We start from the raw sequence: 19,843 nt of genomic DNA, 5'->3' as shown, positions 1-19,843 counted from the left end.
CAATTTCTGCAAATGCTGGCAGTCAAGGCTGAAAGAGCTGGGCTGAGGGCGATTGCAGTGAATCCCAACGGCAGCAGTCAAAACTGCTCTCGGTGTGGTCAAAGAGTACCGAAAGCGATTCAAGACAGGTGGCATTCTTGTTCCCATTGTGGGCTAGAACTAGAGCGCGACCACCATGCGGCCATCCACATCAAGCACAGGGCGGTGGGGCATCCCGTTCTTTTCGCGTCAGCGGGACGTAGTCCTTAAAGCGCAGGAAACGTCCTTTTCGCGCTAGCGGCGCGGAGCGCTAACCGGAGTCACTGTTCGCGTCAGCGGGACGGAGTCCTTGAAGCCTGCACTCTCTCGCTTTGGCGGCGCGGAGCGCTTTGCGTCAGCATGAGTGCGGGAGTATGTCACAACAGCTCAAGTTGGAATAGAACTGTTTCGTCGCGGTATCCATAGCACCCCTCTCCTTTTGGAAGAAGGGCTGGGAGTGAGGGAGAAAGGCTCAAGTCAAAGGCTGCCAATGGCCCGTTTCAGTTGTACCAGGGCGCGATTGTAGGCGATTACAGCATTGGAAAGGTTGCCACGGGCAGTGGTGAGGGCAGCTTCAGCATTGATCACCTCCGTTTGGGTGCCCACCCCCGCTTGCAGGCGCAGCCGGGCCAAGCGCAGGCTCTCTTCTGCTGAGGCAATTGCCACTTTGGCCGAGTCGATCTGTTCGCGGCTGGAGCTGAGGGTCAGGAAGGCTTCTTCCACCCCCCGCTGGATTTCATTGCGGGTGCCGACGAAGTTGCTCACGGCCACCTGTCCATCGATCTGGGCTTGGCGGGCTTGGGCAGCCGCTTCTCCTCCATCGAACCAAGTCAAGCTGAAATTGGCTCCCACCGAATAGCCAACATCAAAACTGTTGCGGCTGGCGTTGAAATCGTTAACGGCATCGAGGCTGGCGAACAAGCCAATTCGGGGGCCATTGCGGGCTTGTGCCAGGCGCAGGCGGCTTTGGGCCTGCTCCAATTCTCGGCGCCGGCGCTCCAATTCCTGTCGTTGGGCAAAGGCAGCAATGATGGTCTCTTCCAGGCTGAGATCCCACTCCCCCATCGGCTCAATGCGGTCGCTGGCCAACACGTCGGTGGGGCTGGGGAAATTCAGCAGTTCGGCCAGGCGGCGGCGATTCAGTTGTTGGGTGTTTTGAGCCGCCAGCAAGGTTTGTCGATTGTTGGCCAATTCCGTCTCTGCCTGGAGAATCTCAAAGCGGGTACCCAGCCCGGCCCGTTCTCGGGCTTGAGCATCCCGCAGGGTGGCTTCGGAACTTTCGACGGCAGCTTGGCTGATGGCAACCCTGGCATCTGCGCTTTGCAGATCGTAGTAGGCATTGGCCACAGCTTGTTTGACCGTCTGCAGCGTTTGCTCCAGCTGCAGTTGGGCGATGCGCAGCGCTTCTTGGGCCAGCTTCAGGTTTTGCTCCCTAAGGCCACTGTCAAAGGCGGTATACTCCACCCGCACCACACTGGCCGAGAGGGTGTGGGATTCGCGCCTTGGCCCACCACCAGGAGAGGGAGCCTCACTGTACTGGTAGTTGGCACGGCTGGAGAGGGTGGGAGCAAAGGCAGCTTGAGCTAGAGCTACCCCGGCCTCGGCCCGCTCGACAGTCAGTCTGGCCTGCTGCACAGCCGGGTTCTGGGCAACGGCGATCTCCAGAGCTTCTTCCAAAGACAAGCCCTCCCTTCGCTCGATGCGCACCTGCAAGGGGGATTGGGGCACCACCAATTCTTCAGCCGTCAAAGCCCCCTTTAGAGTCAGGTCAGCCGCAGGGGTGGAGTCAGCAGGGTTGGAGGGAATCGATAGGGTGGGGGGGGGTGGGGGGGTGAGGATTTCGCGGCTGTTGGGCAGAGCAAAGGCAGCAGAGCTGGGAGCTTCTGGCTGAGCAAGAGCAGGGACAGCCCAGAGCAGGCTCAACAGTAGGCCACAGGGGGCAGAACAGGCAAGGTTCAACTGGGATCCCGCCGAGCCCGTCTGCTGTTGAGGAAGTTGAAGCGGATCCCTGGCTCCATTTTGCATCGCCATCGTGCGGTCATTCTCAACATCACCCCTAGCAGTATCGCAAAATGAAGGACAAAGATAAGACGGTTTTCCGCAGGCTCGCTGGCTGCCCTGTTCGGGCCAGTGGAAGCGAGTCCTCGCATTTGCCCCTGCAACGATGAGGCCGACCTGCGTCTGCCAGGAGCTCCGAGCACGGGCGGGACTCCTCTACACTCAGCAGAGACGCTTGGATTGAGACCGAGTCGGTTTAGATTTAGACTCAGTTTAGAATGGTGGGGCCATCTGTCTGTGATGGCGGGGGTGGGTGTTGTGGGCGATGAAAGGGGGCAAGGTGGCAGACTCTCAGAGCACGCCCAAGCAAGGGGAGACCTCTTCCGGTCGGGATCGGGCCTCGCGGCCGAAAGAAAGTAAGCCAAGCCCTTCTGCCCAGTCCGGGGATTTGGGAACCTCAGAAGCAAGAGCGCGGCCAAAACAGGCCGATAGCACTCCGCGCCGTGCGGAGCAGCAGGAGATTTTACAAGATCACCCTTCTGGCTTGAACCCGCCCAAAAATCTCTCTATACTGCAGGGAACTTTATCATTTGCTCCCGCTTCTTCATCTCTCCTTCAATCTATGCGTGCTCCCTCTTCAGATGACTCGGATCCCATCCTTTCAGAGACTCATGCGGGCTGTTCAGCATCCGAACCGGATCCCAGCACGGAGCGCCATTTGGCCCTGAGGCAGCAACAGCCCTTGGAGAGCCGTCTGCTCAAAGCCGAAGCCGAGCTCCAAGAGCGGCGAGTTCTTCAGGAACAACTGCAGGCTTTGCACCAGAAGGTGGCCGAACAAGAGAAGGCGCTGCAGGAGCGGGAGCATCTCTTGCAACAGTTGCAGCAGACTTTGGCGGCTCAGAAAGTCCAGATCTCGGATCAGGAAGCTCAGCTTGCTGCTCGGCAACGCTTAAATGAACGGCAGCGGCAGGATATCGAGGCCCTGCAGGAGCAGATTGAGCAGCTACGCTTGGCCCACGCTCAGGAGCGCCGTCAATGGGAACAGCGCCAGCAGGAGCTGCAGGCCTCTCTGCTGGAAGCCCAGGATGTGGCGGAAAAGCGGGTGGAAATGCTGCAACGCTTTAAGGCAGAGCTTTCTCTGGCCCGCACTCAAATTGCCGAAACTCAGGCGGAGCTGAGCAGCCTGCGGGCTTTGTACAGCGACCAACAGGCAGCCTGGCAGGAGCAACGGGAACACCTCGAGGCCCGTTTGGCGGGCTATGCCGAGACGGAAGCCGAGGCCGAGCAGCGCTGGCGGGAACAACGGCAAGAGCTAGAAGCAGCCCTGGCCGAAGCCCAAGCTCAATTGGCGGCTTTGCAAGCTCAGCAGGAGCATCTGCGCCAGGGATCCCTGGCGCAGCAACAGCTTCAACAGCAGTGGCAGGCCCAGGCCGAAGCGCTGCAAGTGGCCCTCTCTCAAGCCCAGGCGGAAGTTACCCGTTGGCAGCAAGAGCACCGCCATCTCCAGGAACAGTACGCCCAAGCCCAGCAGCATCTCTCCGCCATGGAGCGGCAGTTGCAGGCTGCCTTGGAGCAGTTGGCCGCCCAACCCGACTGGCAGCCACAGTTGCGCTCTGCGCAGGCAACCATTCTCCATCTGCAAGAAGAAATTGCAACCTTGTCCACGCAACTGGAGAAGCAAGCAGAGCAGATCAAAGCCCTGCAAGGGGAGCGTGCTGCCCTGTGGGAAGAAAACCGCTCTCTCCGAGAAAAATACGAGCAGCAGCAGATGCATGTGCTGAGCTTGAAGGCGGCTTTGGAACGCAAAGGCTTGGATGTCCCACCTCGGGCCGATACCTCCAGCGCCCTCACGCGAACAGAGTCCCTTGGCCAGGCTCTGTCTCCAACCCCTGCTGCCAAGCCTACAATTCAGCCCCTGGCCCAACCTCTACCGTCTCGGGCAAGCAAGCGGGCGGTCGATCTGCCGAGGTTTCTGCCCCGTCCGTGAGGGATCCCGTGTTGCAGCCTGTTCCTCCCCGCTGGCTGGAAGTGTGGGTGGATCATCCCCATTTGGGGGGTTGCTTTACCTATCGTGTGCCAGAGGGATCCGCGCCAGAAGCGGGCGACCTGCTCAGCGTACCCTTTGGTCAGCAAATGGCGGGGGCAGTGGCCTTGGGTTGGCGCTCCGAGCTGCCGGCAGGGGTGGATCCGCAGTCGGTGCGGGAGATCGAGGCGGTGGTGGCCAAAGGGATCCTGCCCAAAGAATTCTGGCCCCTGCTGCAGCGGGTGGCCGACTATTACCTCACCCCTCTGGCCCAGGTGGTGCGCACGGTATTGCCCCCCGGCTTGCTCAGCCGTTCTCAGCGGCGTGTCCGCTTGCTCAGGCTCCCTGCCGAAGGGGAGGAATGTTCGCCGGCTGCCCAAACCCTGCTGCAGCTGCTTCAGGCCAAAGGGGGAGAGCTGTCTTGGCGCTATGTGCAACAGCAGGTGCCCACTGCCGCCCTCGCCCTGCGGGAACTGCAGCGACGGGGTTGGGTGGAGAGCTTTTGGCAGGAGCAACAGGGGGGCAGGGTGAAAACCCAGCTGGCCGCCAGTCTGGCCGACGACTCCCCAGAGGGGCTGAGCCTCCCTCAGCAGAAGGCGCTGCAGATCCTCAAGCAGAAGGGGGGAGAGCTGCTGCTCGCCGAGTGGGAGCGCCTGGCAGGAGTGAGCCGAGCGGTTCTGCAGGGGTTGGCCCGCAAAGGCCGTGTCCACCTCTACGAGCGCCCACTGCTGCGGCTGGGAGATGCCAGCCTGCCGGGGTGGCGGGATCCGCCCAGGCCCTTGACGGCCGCCCAGGCCCAGGCGGTAGAGGCGATCCGGCAAGCTTTGGGCCGGTTCCAGCGGTTTTTACTGCACGGGGTCACCGGTTCTGGGAAAACGGAAGTGTACCTGCAGGTGATCGCCCAGGTGCTGCAGCAAGGACGGTCGGCGCTGGTGCTGGTGCCCGAGATCGGCCTTACCCCGCAACTGATGGATCGGTTTCGGGCGCGGCTGGGATCCCAGGTGTGGGCCTACCACAGCGGCCTCTCGGAAGGCGAGCGCTACGACACCTGGCGGCAGATGCTGTCCTCCACCCCCCAAGTGGTGATCGGCACCCGCTCGGCGGTGTTTGCCCCCTTGTCCAAGCTGGGCCTGATCGTCTTGGACGAAGAGCACGACGACAGCTTCAAGCAGGATCAGCCCCAGCCCTGCTACCACGCCCGTCAGGTGGCCGAGTGGCGGGCCGAGCTGGCCGGTTGTCCCCTGGTCCTGGGCAGTGCAACCCCAGCGGTGGAAACCTATGCCGCCCATCTGCAGGATCCGCAGCGGTGGATCCGGCTGGCCCTGCCGCAGCGCATCCCCCAAGCTGGGATCCCGGCCACCCTGCCCCAACTGGAGCTGGTGGACATGCGCCAGGAACTCCAAGCCGGCAACCGCAGCATCCTCAGCCGCCGTCTGCACCAGGCCCTGCAGCGGACGCTGGACAGAGGGGAACAGGCCATTCTCTTTGTCCCCCGCCGCGGCCACAGCACCTTCGTCTTGTGCCGGAGCTGCGGGTTTGTCCTCACCTGCGAGCATTGTGATGTTTCTCTCACCTTTCACCTGGCCCATCTTGGCGGACAAGAACTGCGCTGCCACTACTGCGGCGCCCGCCAACCCCATCCGCAGCGCTGCCCCGCCTGTGGATCCCCCTACCTGAAGCACTTCGGCACCGGCACCCAAAAAGTGGTGGAAGTGTTGCACCAGCATTGGCCCCAGCTCTCAATTTTGCGCTACGACAGCGACGCCACCCGCCGCAAGGGATCCCATCGCGATTTGCTGGAGCAGTTTCGCAGCGGCAAGGCCCAGGTGCTGGTGGGCACGCAAATGCTCACCAAAGGGCTGGACATACCCCAGGTAACCTTGGTGGGCGTGATGGCCGCCGATGGGCTGTTGCACCAAGCCGACTATCGCGCCGGCGAGCGCAGCTTTCAACTGCTCACCCAGGTGGCAGGGCGCTCGGGCCGGGGATCCCTGCCAGGACAGGCGATTATCCAGACCTATCTGCCGGAGCACCCAATTTTGAGGGCGGTGCTGGCCCAAGATTACGAGGGCTTCTTGCGGGCAGAACTGCAACAACGGCAAGAGGGGGGCTATCCTCCCCATCGAGCCTTGATTTTGATCCGCTTGAGCAGCACCCGCCTGGAAGCCCTGGAGCGCTACTGCCATCGGGTGGCCGAACGCCTACAGGGGATCCCAGCAGAGGTGTTGGGGCCGGGGCCAGCTCAGGTGGAGCGGGTTGCCGGACGCTACCGCTGGCAGATCCTGCTGAAGCAACTGCCCGACCAAGATTGGGATCGCCCGAAGCTGGCTGCCCAGATTCAGGCCGCCATTGGCCATCTCCCCCAAGGGATCCGCGTCAGCATAGATGTGGATCCCCTGCGGATTCTCTAGGGGCGGTCGGCGAAAGCAGAGAGCCCAGAGATCTAGAGAGATCTTGAGGTAGTCTAGTTTCGGGGCCACCCGTATCCAACTCAACTCTGGCAAAGCATGGCTGAAAACCGGACTGGTGCGTTTATCGGTGGGCTGTTGCTGGGAACTGCTGTGGGCACCGCCATCGGCCTGCTCTTGGCTCCCCGCAGCGGACGGGAAACGCGGCGACTACTGAAGAAATCGGCAGAGGCCCTGCCAGAGGTAGCAGAAGATGTGACCAGCAGTCTGCAATATCAATCGGAAAAGTTGTTCGACGCTGCCCAACGCAGTTTGGATGAGGCTCTGCTGCGGCTGCAGCAGGCAGTGGCGGTGGGCAAAGAAGCCATGTTGCAGAAGCGAAGGGAGCTGCTCCAAGCCCAGAACTCGCGTCCCTTTGGCGGGGAAGAAGCTGACCTAGAAGCTCGGGATGGGGAGGAGGCGGCGGGATGAACGACCCGGTCTTTTGGCTCGGCCTCTCGGTAGGCCTGGTAGCAGTGGGCATTTTGGCAGTGATCCTGACCCTGCTGCCTGCCGTCATTCAACTGGGTCGAGCTGCCCAGAGCGTGGAGCGCTTTTTCGATACCCTGCTGCGGGAATTGCCGCCCACGCTGGAGGCCCTGCGCCTGACCAGCCTGGAAGTGAGCGAGATTGCCGACAGCCTCGACGAAGGGGTGAAAGGGGCTGGGCAAGTGGTGAAGCAGGTCAACCGCTCCATCGAAGGAGCACGCACCCAAGCCCGTGGCGCCCAGGTCAATATCCGCAGCCTTTGGGCAGGGGTACGGGCAGCTTGGCAGACGCTGTCCGGCGAAGTGCCCCCCCCTGCTGGCGCGATTCATAACCCGCGGCTGCGCCCATCCGACCCGTCCAACCGTTCTTTCTCCGCTGCTTCATCAACACTTCCCCTGGGAGGTGACCGCCCTTTTGCCGGCGGAGCCTCACCAGAGGGATCCCAAGCCGCTGCCCAATCTTCCCGACCGGACATCGCCAATCCCTAGGCGTTCCTCAGGATCTTCTGAAAGACAGGCGTAGGAGGCTGGGGCTCTTGCCCGGGGGGAAGCCGGCCCCAAGTCGCATCGGGATCCCAGCGCAGTTGCAGGGTGTCGGCGAGGGAGAACCCCAGTTGCTGCAGGATCTTGAGGCTGAGAGCGGGAATGAGGGGCGAGAGCAGCACTGCCACCCAGCGCACGCTTTCCAGAACGGCATAGAGGATCTGGGCCACCCGTTCCCCCTGCCCTTGCTTGTGCAGCGTCCAAGGAGCCTGCTCATCAAGGTATTTGTTGCTGGCCTGGGCTAAGCTGAGGGCTTTGCGGGCAGCAGAGCTGGGATCCATCCCCTCGTAGGCCGCGGCCACCAGAGGGGCAAGGGTCTCGGCCAAGGTTTTGAGGGGGTGATCTGCAGGGATCCCGACGGCGGGAATGCGGTAGTCCGGTTGATATTTCTTGAGCATGGTGAGGGTGCGGTTGAGCAAGTTGCCCAGGTCGTTGGCCAGATCGGCGTTGAGCACGTCAATAAAGCGGCCCTCGCTAAAATCGCCATCCTTGCCCAGCTCGATTTCCGTCAGGAAGTAGTAGCGCACGGCATCGGCGCCGTACTGGCGCACCAGCTCAAAGGGATCCACCGTGTTCCCCAAGCTTTTGCTCATCTTGAGGCCATCTTTGGTGAGAAAGCCGTGGCCAAAGATTTGTTTGGGCAGAGGCAGACCGGCCGACATGAGCATAGCCGGCCAGTAGATGGCATGAAAGCGGACGATGTCCTTGCCCACCAGGTGGACATCCGCAGGCCAGTAGCGGCGTAGGGCATTTGCCAAGGTGGGCTCGTCGTCAGGATCCAGAGCGGCACTGATGTAGTTGATGAGGGCGTCAAACCAGACGTAGAGGGTTTGGCCGGGATCCGCCGGAAAAGGGATCCCCCAGGAGACACTGGGGCGAGAGATGGAAAAATCCCGCAGGCCCTGCTTGACAAAGTTGATCACCTCATTGCGGCGGCTTTCCGGCTGGATAAACTCCGGGTGCTCCGCATACAGGGCCTCCAGCTTTTCTTGGTAGCGGGAGAGGCGAAAGAAGTAGTTTTCCTCGTCTTTCCACTCCACCTTCTTGGTGGGGTGCAGGGGGCAAAATCCTCCCTCCAGCAGCTCCGCCTCGTCTTTGAACTCTTCGCAGGCCACACAGTACCAACCCTGCTGCCGGCCAATGAAAATATCTCCCTGATCCCAAACCCGCTGAAAAAACTCCCGCACAATGGCTTTGTGGCGAGGGTTGGTGGTGCGGATAAAGCGGTCGTAGCGGATGTCTAGCAACTGCCAAAGCTGGGCAAACTGAGCCGCAATCTCGTCACAGTGCTGCTGAGGGGGAATGCCCCGTTCTTCGGCGGTGCGCTGGATCTTCTGGCCGTGCTCGTCAGTTCCCGTCACCATCAGCACATCCTTGCCCCGCAGGCGGTGGTAACGGGCGATGGCATCCGCCACCAGGGTGGTGTAGGCGCTGCCGATGTGGGGAGCGGCGTTGACGTAGTAGATGGGGGTGGTGATGACAAAGGTGGAATCCGGCATGAGCATCCCCAAGGCTTTCTCCCATGATAGAGGTTGCCGGAAAGTCCAAAAGGCCAAGCTGTAGCGTGGGTGTGGAGAGGTCATTCGATGAAACTTCAGGTCAACCTTCTGGGGTGGAGCGGTGTGGCGTTGGGAGTAGGGATCCTCGGGGCGGGAGCGGGCCTGGCCCAGCCCTTGCCGGAAACCCGCATCCCCTGTGAGATCTTCATTGCCGGGGGTGGGCTGGGGGGGGTGGCGGCGGCCTATGACGCGCTGCAACTGGGCCGGCAGGTGTGCATGACGGAGATCACCGATTGGATCGGGGGGCAGGTGAGCGCCCAGGGAGTCTCCGCTTTGGACGAGCGACCCCTGCAACGAGAAAATGACATCTTCCCCAAAGGCTACAGCGAGTTTCGCCGGCGGGTACGGGAAAAATACGGCGGGGATCCCAATCCGGGCAAATGCTGGGTGAGCGTGCTCTGCTTTTCCCCTCAGGTGGGCCACCAGGTGATTCGGGAGATGTTGGATCCCTATCTGCAGTCGGGGCAGTTGCGGCTGTTCACCGAGACGGTAGTGAAGGATTTGGAGATCAAAGACTCTCAGATCCGCAGTGTGCAGGCCATTCGCAACATCCCCAAACACGCCGGCGTCCAGCCAGAGAATCGAGGGGATCTCTCCAGCTACTTTCTGGATTTTTATCGTCTAGAACCCACCGAGGACTGGGACAAGGAGATCCTGCGCTTTGAGCCGCCGCCAGAACGCCAGGGGAAAACCCTGCCCTGGGTGGTGATCGACGCTACTGAAACCGGCGAGCTGCTGCCCCTGGCGCGGGTGCCCTACCGCCTGGGAACCGATGGCCAAAGCCGCTGGGAACCCAGCTCCAAGCCCTACGTGGATCCCTACTGTACCCAGGGCTTCACCTACACCTTTGTCATGGAGCGCTTCCCCGTGCCGCAGGTGCCGGTCAAGCCGGAGTTCTACAACGATCCCCTGCACGGCCCCTACTACAGTTACGAACACCCTCGCTTCAACTTTGCGCTGATCTTCACCTACCGCCGCATCCGGGGGCAGGTGTTCGGCTTTGGGGAAGAGGCCATCCGGGTGGGGGATCAATCCATGCAGAACTGGACTTGGGGCAACGACTGGCGCATCACAGGGCCGGATAAGAATTTCATCCTCACCCACGAGCAGTTGCAGGCTTCAGGCCAACTGCAGCCGGGCGGCTGGATGGGGGGCCTGCGGGTGGAAGCCCTGCGGCGAGCTGAGCAGCATGCTAAGGGCTTTTTCTACTGGCTGGTGGCGGGAAGGACGGATTTTCTCCTGCAACAGGAGGATCCCAACTTTCAAAAAGACTTCTACTTGCGCTATGCCTACCTACGGGGGCCCAATACCCCCATGGGAACTGCCAGCGGCCTCTCCAAGTACCCTTATATCCGCGAGTCGCGGCGCATCATTGGTCGGCCCAGCCTCTCCTACCCAGAAGGATTTACCATCTACGAGTCGGACATCACCACACGGGAATCGGAGCTAAACCGCGGGCGGCCCTTCATCTTCTACGACTCGGTGGGGGTGGGCCAGTACCCCATCGACTTTCACGACTGCCTGCTGCCGGGTTTTTCCCTGCCCCCCAGCAACAACAAAGACGCGCAGGCCCCCAGCTACCCTTACCAGATCCCCCTGCGGGCTCTGATCCCCCAGCGCATTGACAATCTGCTAGCCGGCAACAAAAATATCGCCACCAGTCGCATTGCCAGTGCCTCCTACCGGGTGCATCCGGTGGAATGGGCCATTGGCACCGCCGCCGGCCACACGGCCCACTTTGCCCTAGAACGGGATCTGATCCCGGCGGCGATCGTGGAGGAGCCGCTTTTGGATTTGCGGCTGTTGCCAGCTCTCCAGGCCCAAATCCAGAGCTTGGGCAACCCCATTCAATTTCCTGGCACCACCATTACCGCCACCGATTGGGCCCAATCCCGCTAGCCTAGAAAGGCAGGGTTGGGAGTTGACCGGTGGATCCCGTTGGGGTTGGACTTGTGGGCTGGGAGATGCTTCGCCCCTCTTTATGGGCCGCCACGGCTCTGTGGGGCTTAGGGCTAATGTGGGGGTTTTCGCCGCTGCATCAAAAGCTGCAGGAGAGCTGGGAAAAGCAATTGCTATGGGATCCCAGTGGAGCTTTGGCTTCCTTGCTGAGCACCCTTCCCTTTTTGCTGGCAGCAGGCTTGGTGGTAGCCCTGACGGAGATCTCCTTGGGCAAAAGCTGGGCCGTCTCCTGCGGCCTGATCGCCTGCGTCGGCGGAGGCCTCTATGAACTGGGCCGGCGGGACAATGCCAGGTAACTCAAGCGCTCCGTGTTGTTAACGCAACTACCCCCAGTCTCCTCCCCTAGGGAGCGGATAAGCAACGCCAAGTTAGAGCGGCTTCAAGCGATGACCCCCCTCCAAGAAGCAGCAGAAGCAGCGGCCAAGCTGCTGGTATTCCGGGACATCTGCACCCACCCCCTAGCCCTAGCCTGGCAGGAGCTAATCCAGCAGTTGATGAGTGGGGATCCCCTGCCGTGCTGGAGGGCCTACGGGCGCTGGTTTGAGCTTTTGGCCCGGCAGGGCCTGAGCTGGCGGCAATGGCTGATCCGGGAGATCCGCTGGGCCGATAACCCCTTTGCCCGTGCAGCGCTGCAGCCCCAAGGGATCCCAGGGCCTCTGATGCAGGCTGCCCGCCACGACCTGCGCTGTCTGCAAACCCTAGCGGACAGTCAGGAGACCATTGCCGAGCAGATGCAGGCGTTGGGGTTGGGGATCCCCTGGCCCGATGGGGAAACCGATAGCGCTGGCTGGGATCCCCGCTCTTTTGCCGATTGGGGCCAGAGCTTGGAGACCTTAATTGCCCACTACCGCCAAAGGGGGGTAGGGCTCTGTGGTCGCTACTGGGCCTTTCGCTGGGGGCCAGCAGGGCTAGAAGGGATCCCTGCTCCCGATCTGTCTGACTGGGAGGAGATCTACGGCTACGAACGGCAGAAACAGCAGTTGGCGGCCAACACCGAAGCCCTGCTGCGGGGGGATCCGGCTTTGCATGTGTTGCTCTACGGGGCGCGGGGTACGGGCAAGTCTTCCCTGGTGAAGGCCTTGTTGCGCCGCTACGGCCTGCAGGGGCTGCGCCTATTGGAGCTGAGGCGAACAGACTTGATTCAGTTGCCGGAGATTTTGGCAGAGCTGCGGGCGCAGGTGTTGCCTTTCATCTTGTTTGTGGACGATCTCTCCTTTGAGGCAGAGGAAACCGAGTTCAAGCAGCTCAAGGTGCTCCTGGAGGGGGATCTCGTTGCGCCGCCCCCCAACGTGCGTCTTTATGCCACCAGCAACCGCCGCCATCTCATCCGCGAGTTTTTCGGCGACCGACCCAATCCCCAAGATCAAGAAGTTCACGCCTGGGATACGGTCCAGGAAAAGCTGTCGCTGCGGGATCGCTTCGGCCTCACCCTCACCTTCACTCCCTTCACCCAAGGCGATTACCTGGCAACCGTAGAACACCTGGCGCAGCGGCTAGGTTTCACCCAATCTTTGGATGTCCTGCGCCGCCAGGCCCTGATCTGGGCACAACAGCAAAACGGCTTTTCCGGTCGCACTGCCCGCCAGTTCTTGGATGCCGTTCGGGCAGGGCTGGTGAAAGGCAACGATGGACTTCCGAGCTAGAGGTGGTGACTATTCCAAACTCCAAAAAAGACAGAAGTTGCTGAGCTACACTCGCTACACGAAGGGGCGCCGGTCAGCCTGTCTCTGCCGTTACAAAAGCCAGGCGTCATAGCCATAGTCCGACCAAGGGCTGGCCCCAGAAGAAGGCAAAAGAAATGCACGATGGAAGCCATGGTCGCATCAGCGTTGGGTAGCAACCTCGATCCGGCCAATCTGGATCAGACGGAAGCAAGCCGCAGCTTGGCCCGCCTGGGGATCGATGTGGGGGGCACCTTTACTGATCTGGTGCTCTTGCAGGATGGCCAGATGCAGACGGCGAAGGTGCTGTCTACCCCCAGCCCTGAGGAGGGAGTCTTTGCGGCGCTGGACAAGCTGGGGGCGCTCCAAGGAGAGCTCCGGGTTGACCTGTTCTGCCATGGCATGACGGTGGCCACCAACGCGCTGCTGGAGCGCAAGGGATCCCCCACCCTGTTTCTAACCACGGCGGGCTTTCGGGATGTGCTGGCCATTGCCCGTCAAAACCGCCCCTCTCTGTATGACCTGACACAGCCCAAGCCGGAGCCAGTGGTGCCCCGCCACCATTGCCTGGAGGTGAAGGAGCGCTGCAGCGTGGGCGGAGTGTTGGAGCCGCTCACCGATGCCGAAATCCGGCGGGTGGTGCAGGAGGTGGGGGAACGAGTGCAGCGGGATGGGATCCGCGCTATTGGGGTGGGGTTTTTGTTTTCTTTTCTCTACCCGGAGCACGAACAGCGGCTGGGAATGGCCTTGCGACAGGCTTTCCCGGAGCTACACCTTTCCCTGTCTTGCGAGGTGGCGCCGGAGTTCCGCGAATACGAGCGCTTCAGCACCACCGCCATCGATGCCTACCTCAGCCCGGCACTGGCGGGCTACCTGCACCGCTTGGCCCAAGGATGTCGGGAGCGAGGGATCCCCCAGCCCTTGATCATGCAGTCTTCCGGCGGGGTGACCTCCATCCCTCAGGCGGCGGCCCATGCTTCGGTGGCTTTGCTCTCGGGGCCGGCAGGCGGGGTTTATGGGGCGGCCTATCTGGGTCGCCTGAGTGGCTACCCCCACTTGCTCAGCTTCGACATGGGGGGAACCAGCACGGATGTGGCCTTGATCCAAGATGGGATCCCCCAGGTTACTCCTGCAGCAGTGGTGTGTGGCTTGCCCGTGCAACAGCCCCAAATTGATATCCACACCGTCAGTGCCGGCGGCGGATCCCTGGCCCATTTGCTGCCCGGCGGTGGGCTTCAGGTGGGGCCAGAGAGTGCCGGATCCAACCCCGGGCCGGCCTGCTACGGTCGGGGGGGAACAGCTCCGACGGTTACCGATGCCAACCTCTGGCTGGGGTACCTGCCGGATGGCGGTCGGCTGGGCGACTCGGTGCAGCTACGGCGGGGGCTAGCGGAACAGGCTATTGCCACGCTGGCGGATCCCTTGGGCTTGAGCTTGCAGGAAACTGCCGTTGGCATTCGCACCTTGGCGAATGTCGCCATGTCGCGGGCCTTGCGGGTGATCAGCGTGGAGCGGGGTTTGGATCCCGCCGATTTTGCCCTGTTGGCCTTCGGCGGAGCCGGGCCCATGCATGCCTGTGCTTTGGCAGAAGAGCTGGGCATCCGCACGATCTTGATCCCGGCTGCCTGTGGGGTGCTCTCGGCGCTGGGAATGGCTTTGGCAGATCTGCGGCGAGACTATCGGCGGGCCATCCTCCAACCTCTGCGGCAGCTCACGTCCGCTTCAGGGGGATCCCTGCTGGCCCAATGGGCAGAACCCCTGATCCGCCAGGCCCAAGCCGATCTGCAGGAGCCGGCGTTGCACTTCAGCTTGGACTTGCGCTATCGCGGCCAGTCTTTTGAGTTGGAGATCCCGGTGCAGTTGTCAGATCCGATTCCTCATCTGGAGCAACAGTTTCACCAGGCCCACCAACAACGCTATGGATGGCAAGATTCAGCCCAGCCGGTGGAGGCAATTCAGTTGCGTCTCCAGGCGGTGCAGGCCCTACCCACCGTGCCTTTGACCGCACCCCCCCCCTTGCCAGGGGATCCCCTCAAGGGTCGGCGAGAGGCATGGTTTGGGGGCAGGATGTGCTCGGTGCCGGTCTACGATCGGCAGCGCATGGATGTGGGGTTTCAACTGCGCGGGCCGGCAATTGTCGAGATGCCGGAGGCAACGGCGGTGATCGAAGCCGGTTGGACAGGTGTCATTGACGAAGTGGGAACCCTAATCTTGAGCTGTGTTCGCGATAGCGGGACAAAGTCCTGGTAAACCACCCGACACCCGCGCTATGCGCAGGGTGCGGGCTTTATCCCAATCCCTAGCGGCCCCAGAGGACAGCTAAGTTTCGGAATTTCAGGCGAGTTTACAGTCGCCCCAAGGAGAGAGATCACTTGAGCAGCGTTATGGTCAGCATCCCCTTCCCATCCACAATGCCCACACTTGAACAACTTGCCGCTGCGGTAGGACTTACTCCGCTCAGGGTGGATGTGCAGGCATTTGTGGCAGGTCTGGCTGGTGTAGGCAGGTGGCACCAGTACCACAGGCACTCCAGCAATAGCAGCCTTGTAGGCTACAAACATCCTGAGCTGGTAGAACGCCCAGTTGTTAGTCCTGCGCCGCTCAGTCTTGCTCCGAGGCTTCTGATTCAGGCGCTCTCGAATGCCTGTCAAGTCTTCAAAAGCCAGTGCCGCACCAATAGCCTGGGCATCCCTGACCAAGGTTTTGCTGATGTTATGGTTCAGCCATGTCTGGTAGCGCCGTTCTCTCCCAGAGAGCCTTCTCAGCAGCCTCCTAGAGCTGCGAGTGCGTTTGGATTGAACCTTGGCGCGTACACGGCTGAACCGGTCACGGACGGCCTGGATGTGTTCTCCACTCCAAGAGCGTCCGTTGCTAGCGGTGGCGATATCCCGCCTGCCCAAGTCAACTCCGATTACCTTTGGAGTTTTGCCAGTCGGGGGAGTGTCCAGCTCAACAGCGATGTTGATGTAGTAGTCCCCTTGCTTGGTCTTGGACAGAGTAGCGCTGGTGGGCGTTTGCCCCCGCAGCAAAGCGATTTGATAACCGCCAATCTTGAGCTTGAGCCAAACCCGTCCGCTCATCAGGGTCACGCCCACGGCCTGGTCGGACTCTCGGTACTTAAAAGTACGAGCGTCCAAAGTCAGACTGGTGGGGCGGAACTTGTGGACTTGCTTCACCGCCTTGGCATTGCTAATCACCCGACGGAGCGCCTGACAGACGTGGTTGGCCTTCAGCCCCGTTGCTGCCCTTACCGGCCGATAGACCAAGTGGTGCAGCTTGGCGGTGTTCCAGCAGTTCTTTTGTTTGGCGGTGTCGAGAATCTGGTTGCAAGCATTCGCAAAGCCCTGCAAAGTGCGGTCAATTTCTTGACGCAACTCTACAGGGACTATCAGCTTGCAACGTACCGATATAGTCTGGCTCATGGGCCTATCGTAGCTCATCCAGGCTTTGACTAGCAGGCGGGCTTTCCTCCCGACACCAAGCCTGCGGCTATGGTGCGGGCCTCCAGCCCGAAAATTTGGTGAGTCCATCCGCAAGCAGAGCGTCATGGTCATTTCGATTCAAACTAGGATACTGTGCCCACACCCAAAACGTTGCTCGCGTCGGCGTTGCGGAGCAATAATGCAGGGGGCCAGAAGCTCACCCTAACCTGAAAGACCACAGCAGAGCTTGTTTTGAGAGGGAGAGGCAGGTGCTCCAGATCACCTTGACGAATACCTTCACGATTTTTGCGTCCAGATAGGGTGTTGTCTGTTTTCGTTTGTCAGGGTCTAGATAGATGGACTGGCCTCTGCAGCCCTTGCCCTGACTGGATTTTCGCGATTTCCCTCAAGGGCGGACGATGGGACTCGAACCCACGAATGGAGGATCCACAATCCTCTGCCTTAACCGCTTGGCTACGCCCGCCGTGATTCCGGCTATCTAGCTTAGCATGGGAAAAACGGGACTGAACCACAGAGGTCGAAGCACCCCAAATGCTACCCAGAGCCGATTTGTTGCGAGGGGCAGAGCATCGAGAAACCTTGGCACGGGTCTTGGATTTGGGAGAGCAAGCTCTCAAAACCTGGCAAGTGGTCTGGAGCGACTTCCTTTCCCCACCCGAAATAGCGGAGGTGCAAGCTCGGCTGCGCAACTTGACCGAACTACAAGTGGGGGCCTGGGGAGGGTACCCCCAAGCAGAACGCCAACGCATAGCCCTGGCCCGCTCTGAGGTGGGCCTAGATGTCCGGGATCCCAAGCCCGACCAAGAAGGGATCCCATTGGCCGCCATTCAGATTCAGGGCAACTTTCTGTTCGACCCGGCCACCCACCGCGATTTTCTGGGAGCCCTGTTGGCGTCCGGCATCGCCCGCGAGAAAGTGGGAGACATCCTTGTGTTGGGGGACTCAGGCGCCCAGGCCATCGTTGTGCCCGAAATGGTGGACTACCTCGCCCTAAACCTGACGCAGGTGCGCACAGTGCCTGTCAAAGTGAGCCGGATCCCCCTGAGCCAGTTGAACATTCAGCCCCCCCGCGTCAAATCCATCACCAGCATAGAAGCCTCTTTGCGCCTGGATGCGGTAGCCTCAGCTGGGTTTGGCATCTCCCGCAGCAAGATGGTGGAAGAAATCCAACGGGGGGAAGTGCGGGTCAACTGGAAGCCCATTACCCAAGCCAGCTACACCGTTGGCCCTCAGGATTGGATTGCCATTCGAGGTCGGGGTCGGCTGCAAATTGAAGAGGTAGCCGAAACGAAAAAAGGCCGCTTTCGAGTGCAAATGACGCGGTATCTCTAGGTTTTTCTTGCCTGAGTTTTGGGAGATCGTTATGCTCATTTTGGTTCAAACTAGGATACTGTGCCCACACCCGAAACGTTGGTCGCGTCAGTGTTGTAGAGCAATAATGCATAGGGCCAGAAGTCTTTTCAAGGACTCCGTCCCGCTGGCGCGATCAGTAGCTCAGGTGTCCACCCTAATTTGAAGCGACTGCAGCTTCAAGAAATGCTCTAGAAAAAAGAGAAAAAGGCCCAAGGGTAAAGCAAATACTCCAAGTAAAACAACTTCCAGATCAGTTGATAATAGCCAACAATCGCCTCCCGACGGCTGAGATCCAGATGAACACCATAGCCCAAGAGGATCCCCAGCCCCAACACATGGCCCACCAACAGCCAGAGGCCGTTGCCCGCAAGGAGAAAAGAGATCCCCACCCCGATAAATCCCAGATAGCACAAGGCCAAAATGCTAATGCAAAACCTTGAGATCCGCTCTGGCCCAAAGCGCAGCGAGAAGGTGGCAATGGCAAACTGGCGATCCCCTTCCATGTCGGGAATATCTTTGAAAAGGGCGATCACCAGCCCAAAAATCGACATAAACCCCGTCAGCCAAACAATCGCAGCCGAAAGCTCGACCCTTCCCTGCATCACCTGCTGAAAATGGCTGTAAAGGCCCAAATTGACGATCAAACCCCGCACGCTGTAGATGCAAGCCGAGGCTGCCAGCGGAAAACGCTTCAACCGCAAGGGGGGCAGCGAATAGGCCGTGCCGATCCCATTGCTCAAAAGCACCGTCAGCAGCAGGTAGGGGATCCCGGCCATGGCCAGTAGGACGGACGCCGCTCCACAACCCACGACGATCCCCACCCCCTGTCGCCAACCCAGGGATCCAGCAGCTAAGGGCAAATGGGGCTTGTTGATGCGGTCGATTTCAACATCCGTCAGTTGATTCAAGCCGACGATGTAGACATTGGCCGCCAAACAGGCTGCCCAAGCCCAGACCAGGTGGGGTAGTGCGGAGAGAACCGGTTGCAGGGATCCGGCAGCCACAAACCCCGCCAACAGGTAGAGGCCCACCACGCTGGCGCTGGTGCCGTAGACGGTGTGGGGTCGAGCAAAACGCCAGAGAACTTGTGGGCGCAACATCAAAAAAGCTAGGGAGAGTCTTCCAGGAGAGAAGCTAGGGCTGCCCAGCGGGGATCCGCCGTTGGTGCTGTAGCTTCCACCGCAATGCCCGGACAATCGGGACGGCAGGGCAACTGGCGGGGCATCTCCAAATGCAGGTGCTGGTACATCCAGTCTTCGACATCCAGCTCACCATTGGGGGGCAGGCTCTCCAGCAGATCTTCTTCGTCTTGCAATTCCAGCTCCAAGGGGAGAGGTTCGGGATCCCGAATCAAAATGATCTCCTCAACTTCCAGGTGCAGCCGGTGGTTGAACTGCTGTAGGCAGCGGTGGCAGGTGAGGGTGACAATGGTACGAGCTTCAGCACTCACTTCGAGAAAATGGCCCCGATGGCTGACTTCCAGGGATCCCTCCACAGGGGTCAAACTCTCAAAGCCCGAAAAAAACTGCCTAAACTGCAATTCTTGGGTTTGACCGGGCATCTGCCGCAGATCCGATAGACGAATTGGCCTCAGCATGGCACCCCCCTTCACGCGTTTTGGGTAGCAGGGATCCCTGTCGTCACCGTAGCAAGAGGGCCAACTTGTTCCCAGCCCTCTGCCCACTCTCAAGATGGGGAAGCTGCCCGACGGATAACCAAGCGCCGGTTAGGCTCTTTGCCACGGCTGAAAGTTTCCAGATCGGCATAGGCAGGGTCATTCAAGAGAGTATGAATTTGCCGACGCTCGGCAGCCGAGAGATCTGGAAACTCGTATTCCCGACCAGTGGCCCTCACCTTTTCCACAGCAGCGGCAACCAAAACCTTCAGCTCCTGCAAACGCCGCTGCCGATAGCCGTCCAAATCCAAAATGTAGGGCTGCTGCTGGTCTTCCGGCTGGTTCAGGTTGAGAAGGGTGTTGGCCAGGTACTGCAACGCATCCAGCACCACGGGGGAGCGATCCTCCTCTTGAGGGGAATCTCTGGAAGATGGAGAGGGCAAGGGGGGGGCTTTCGCCAACAGCAGCCGCTTCTGAGCTGGGGTCAAAGAGTCTGCCTCAATTTCCAGCACCTCCCCCACCACCCGCACCGCCGCTGGGATCCCCATAGCCGCCAGCACCTGCTGTAACCACTGCCTGGCTCGCTCTTGATTGGCCGCAAAGGTGGACTTGTTTGGCGAAGGGGCAACGGTTCCCTCAGATTTCTTAGCAGCAGATCCCGTAGAAGACTTAGGACGGCTCATCCTGGGCAGCTTCCAACTTTGAAGAGCATGACTCTAGTCAATAATAAGCTCAA

Annotated in this window: 16 protein-coding genes and 1 tRNA gene; 10 read left to right on the top strand and 7 right to left on the bottom strand. The window is 60.5% G+C overall.

Annotated elements, in window-relative coordinates; all coding sequences use genetic code 11:
* Positions 1–12 precede the first annotated feature (12 nt).
* Entirely contained in the window at positions 13–249 is a 237-nt protein-coding gene (locus ACVWXZ_RS10245) for a zinc ribbon domain-containing protein (protein ID WP_457482483.1), read from the top strand.
* A gap of 246 nt (positions 250–495) precedes the next feature.
* Here the strand turns inward: ACVWXZ_RS10245 and ACVWXZ_RS10240 are convergent, their stop codons facing one another.
* The gene (locus ACVWXZ_RS10240) at positions 496–2,049 is read right to left on the bottom strand and encodes a TolC family protein (protein ID WP_457407218.1); all 1,554 of its coding nucleotides are present in this window, start codon (positions 2,047–2,049) and stop codon (positions 496–498) included.
* Positions 2,050–2,638: 589 nt separating this feature from the next.
* Here ACVWXZ_RS10240 and ACVWXZ_RS10235 point away from each other — a divergent pair.
* The 4 genes from ACVWXZ_RS10235 to ACVWXZ_RS10220 all read left to right on the top strand — a co-directional run bounded on the left by ACVWXZ_RS10235 (position 2,639) and on the right by ACVWXZ_RS10220 (position 7,463).
* The gene (locus tag ACVWXZ_RS10235) at positions 2,639–4,003 is read left to right on the top strand and encodes a hypothetical protein (protein ID WP_457440632.1); all 1,365 of its coding nucleotides are present in this window, start codon (positions 2,639–2,641) and stop codon (positions 4,001–4,003) included.
* A gap of 8 nt (positions 4,004–4,011) precedes the next feature.
* Complete coding sequence (gene priA / locus ACVWXZ_RS10230; RefSeq protein ID WP_457482481.1) at positions 4,012–6,450, top strand: primosomal protein N'; 2,439 nt, start codon at positions 4,012–4,014, stop codon at positions 6,448–6,450.
* Positions 6,451–6,546: 96 nt separating this feature from the next.
* Entirely contained in the window at positions 6,547–6,918 is a 372-nt protein-coding gene (locus ACVWXZ_RS10225; protein ID WP_011433806.1) for a YtxH domain-containing protein, read from the top strand.
* The gene (locus tag ACVWXZ_RS10220; RefSeq protein WP_457482480.1) at positions 6,915–7,463 is read left to right on the top strand and encodes a hypothetical protein; all 549 of its coding nucleotides are present in this window, start codon (positions 6,915–6,917) and stop codon (positions 7,461–7,463) included. The genes ACVWXZ_RS10225 and ACVWXZ_RS10220 overlap by 4 nt, the downstream gene beginning before the upstream one ends.
* On the opposite strand, the gene metG is transcribed toward ACVWXZ_RS10220, so the two are convergent.
* Positions 7,460–9,016, bottom strand: coding sequence for a methionine--tRNA ligase (gene metG / locus ACVWXZ_RS10215; protein WP_457482482.1), 1,557 nt, complete (start codon positions 9,014–9,016; stop codon positions 7,460–7,462). The two genes, ACVWXZ_RS10220 and metG, sit on opposite strands and share 4 nt — an antisense overlap.
* 87 nt (positions 9,017–9,103) lie before the next feature.
* On the opposite strand from metG, the gene ACVWXZ_RS10210 reads away from it, so the two are divergent.
* From ACVWXZ_RS10210 to ACVWXZ_RS10195, 4 genes are all read left to right on the top strand, one after another.
* Positions 9,104–10,975 carry an FAD-dependent oxidoreductase gene (locus ACVWXZ_RS10210; RefSeq protein WP_457482479.1) on the top strand — a complete coding sequence of 624 codons (1,872 nt, stop codon included), beginning with the start codon at positions 9,104–9,106 and terminating at the stop codon, positions 10,973–10,975.
* A gap of 65 nt (positions 10,976–11,040) precedes the next feature.
* On the top strand, positions 11,041–11,331 hold the full coding sequence (locus ACVWXZ_RS10205; protein WP_011433810.1) for a hypothetical protein: 291 nt from the start codon (positions 11,041–11,043) through the stop codon (positions 11,329–11,331).
* Between the two features lie 90 nt (positions 11,332–11,421).
* Complete coding sequence (locus ACVWXZ_RS10200; RefSeq protein ID WP_457482478.1) at positions 11,422–12,678, top strand: ATP-binding protein; 1,257 nt, start codon at positions 11,422–11,424, stop codon at positions 12,676–12,678.
* Between the two features lie 171 nt (positions 12,679–12,849).
* Complete coding sequence (locus ACVWXZ_RS10195) at positions 12,850–14,946, top strand: hydantoinase/oxoprolinase family protein (protein ID WP_457482477.1); 2,097 nt, start codon at positions 12,850–12,852, stop codon at positions 14,944–14,946.
* A 17-nt stretch (positions 14,947–14,963) separates the two neighbouring features.
* Here ACVWXZ_RS10195 and ACVWXZ_RS10190 read toward each other — a convergent pair whose 3' ends face one another.
* Both ACVWXZ_RS10190 and ACVWXZ_RS10185 read right to left on the bottom strand, forming a co-directional pair.
* Positions 14,964–16,118 (bottom strand): RNA-guided endonuclease InsQ/TnpB family protein, encoded by a 1,155-nt coding sequence (locus ACVWXZ_RS10190; RefSeq protein WP_457482476.1) that lies wholly within the window; start codon positions 16,116–16,118, stop codon positions 14,964–14,966.
* A 411-nt stretch (positions 16,119–16,529) separates the two neighbouring features.
* Positions 16,530–16,602, bottom strand: a tRNA-His gene (locus tag ACVWXZ_RS10185).
* 68 nt (positions 16,603–16,670) lie between these two features.
* On the opposite strand from ACVWXZ_RS10185, the gene ACVWXZ_RS10180 reads away from it, so the two are divergent.
* Positions 16,671–17,471, top strand: a complete 801-nt coding sequence (locus tag ACVWXZ_RS10180; protein ID WP_457482475.1) for a photosystem II S4 domain protein — start codon at positions 16,671–16,673, stop codon at positions 17,469–17,471.
* 209 nt (positions 17,472–17,680) lie between these two features.
* Here ACVWXZ_RS10180 and ACVWXZ_RS10175 read toward each other — a convergent pair whose 3' ends face one another.
* From ACVWXZ_RS10175 to ACVWXZ_RS10165, 3 genes are all read right to left on the bottom strand, one after another.
* The gene (locus ACVWXZ_RS10175) at positions 17,681–18,592 is read right to left on the bottom strand and encodes a homogentisate phytyltransferase (protein ID WP_457482474.1); all 912 of its coding nucleotides are present in this window, start codon (positions 18,590–18,592) and stop codon (positions 17,681–17,683) included.
* Between the two features lie 8 nt (positions 18,593–18,600).
* On the bottom strand, positions 18,601–19,089 hold the full coding sequence (locus ACVWXZ_RS10170; RefSeq protein WP_414381600.1) for a YceD family protein: 489 nt from the start codon (positions 19,087–19,089) through the stop codon (positions 18,601–18,603).
* Between the two features lie 89 nt (positions 19,090–19,178).
* A complete protein-coding gene (locus ACVWXZ_RS10165) occupies positions 19,179–19,790 on the bottom strand; it encodes a Jag family protein (protein ID WP_457482473.1) in 612 nt (203 codons plus the stop codon).
* Positions 19,791–19,843: the final 53 nt, after the last annotated feature.

It is taken from the genome of Thermostichus sp. MS-CIW-38, from assembly GCF_054058415.1.
Note: the sequence above shows the minus strand (reverse complement) of the source record. Positions and strands in the feature narration are given on the sequence as shown.

Coding starts and splice junctions, on each gene's coding strand:
- ACVWXZ_RS10235 (WP_457440632.1), top strand. CDS start 2,639: ATGCGTGCTCCCTCTTCAGATGACTCGGATCCCATCCTTTCAGAGACT.
- metG (WP_457482482.1), bottom strand. CDS start 9,016: ATGCCGGATTCCACCTTTGTCATCACCACCCCCATCTACTACGTCAAC.
- ACVWXZ_RS10180 (WP_457482475.1), top strand. CDS start 16,671: ATGCTACCCAGAGCCGATTTGTTGCGAGGGGCAGAGCATCGAGAAACC.
- ACVWXZ_RS10195 (WP_457482477.1), top strand. CDS start 12,850: ATGGTCGCATCAGCGTTGGGTAGCAACCTCGATCCGGCCAATCTGGAT.
- ACVWXZ_RS10175 (WP_457482474.1), bottom strand. CDS start 18,592: ATGTTGCGCCCACAAGTTCTCTGGCGTTTTGCTCGACCCCACACCGTC.
- ACVWXZ_RS10165 (WP_457482473.1), bottom strand. CDS start 19,790: ATGAGCCGTCCTAAGTCTTCTACGGGATCTGCTGCTAAGAAATCTGAG.
- ACVWXZ_RS10205 (WP_011433810.1), top strand. CDS start 11,041: ATGCTTCGCCCCTCTTTATGGGCCGCCACGGCTCTGTGGGGCTTAGGG.
- ACVWXZ_RS10220 (WP_457482480.1), top strand. CDS start 6,915: ATGAACGACCCGGTCTTTTGGCTCGGCCTCTCGGTAGGCCTGGTAGCA.
- ACVWXZ_RS10240 (WP_457407218.1), bottom strand. CDS start 2,049: ATGGCGATGCAAAATGGAGCCAGGGATCCGCTTCAACTTCCTCAACAG.
- ACVWXZ_RS10225 (WP_011433806.1), top strand. CDS start 6,547: ATGGCTGAAAACCGGACTGGTGCGTTTATCGGTGGGCTGTTGCTGGGA.
- ACVWXZ_RS10245 (WP_457482483.1), top strand. CDS start 13: ATGCTGGCAGTCAAGGCTGAAAGAGCTGGGCTGAGGGCGATTGCAGTG.
- ACVWXZ_RS10210 (WP_457482479.1), top strand. CDS start 9,104: ATGAAACTTCAGGTCAACCTTCTGGGGTGGAGCGGTGTGGCGTTGGGA.
- ACVWXZ_RS10200 (WP_457482478.1), top strand. CDS start 11,422: ATGACCCCCCTCCAAGAAGCAGCAGAAGCAGCGGCCAAGCTGCTGGTA.
- ACVWXZ_RS10170 (WP_414381600.1), bottom strand. CDS start 19,089: ATGCTGAGGCCAATTCGTCTATCGGATCTGCGGCAGATGCCCGGTCAA.
- ACVWXZ_RS10190 (WP_457482476.1), bottom strand. CDS start 16,118: ATGAGCCAGACTATATCGGTACGTTGCAAGCTGATAGTCCCTGTAGAG.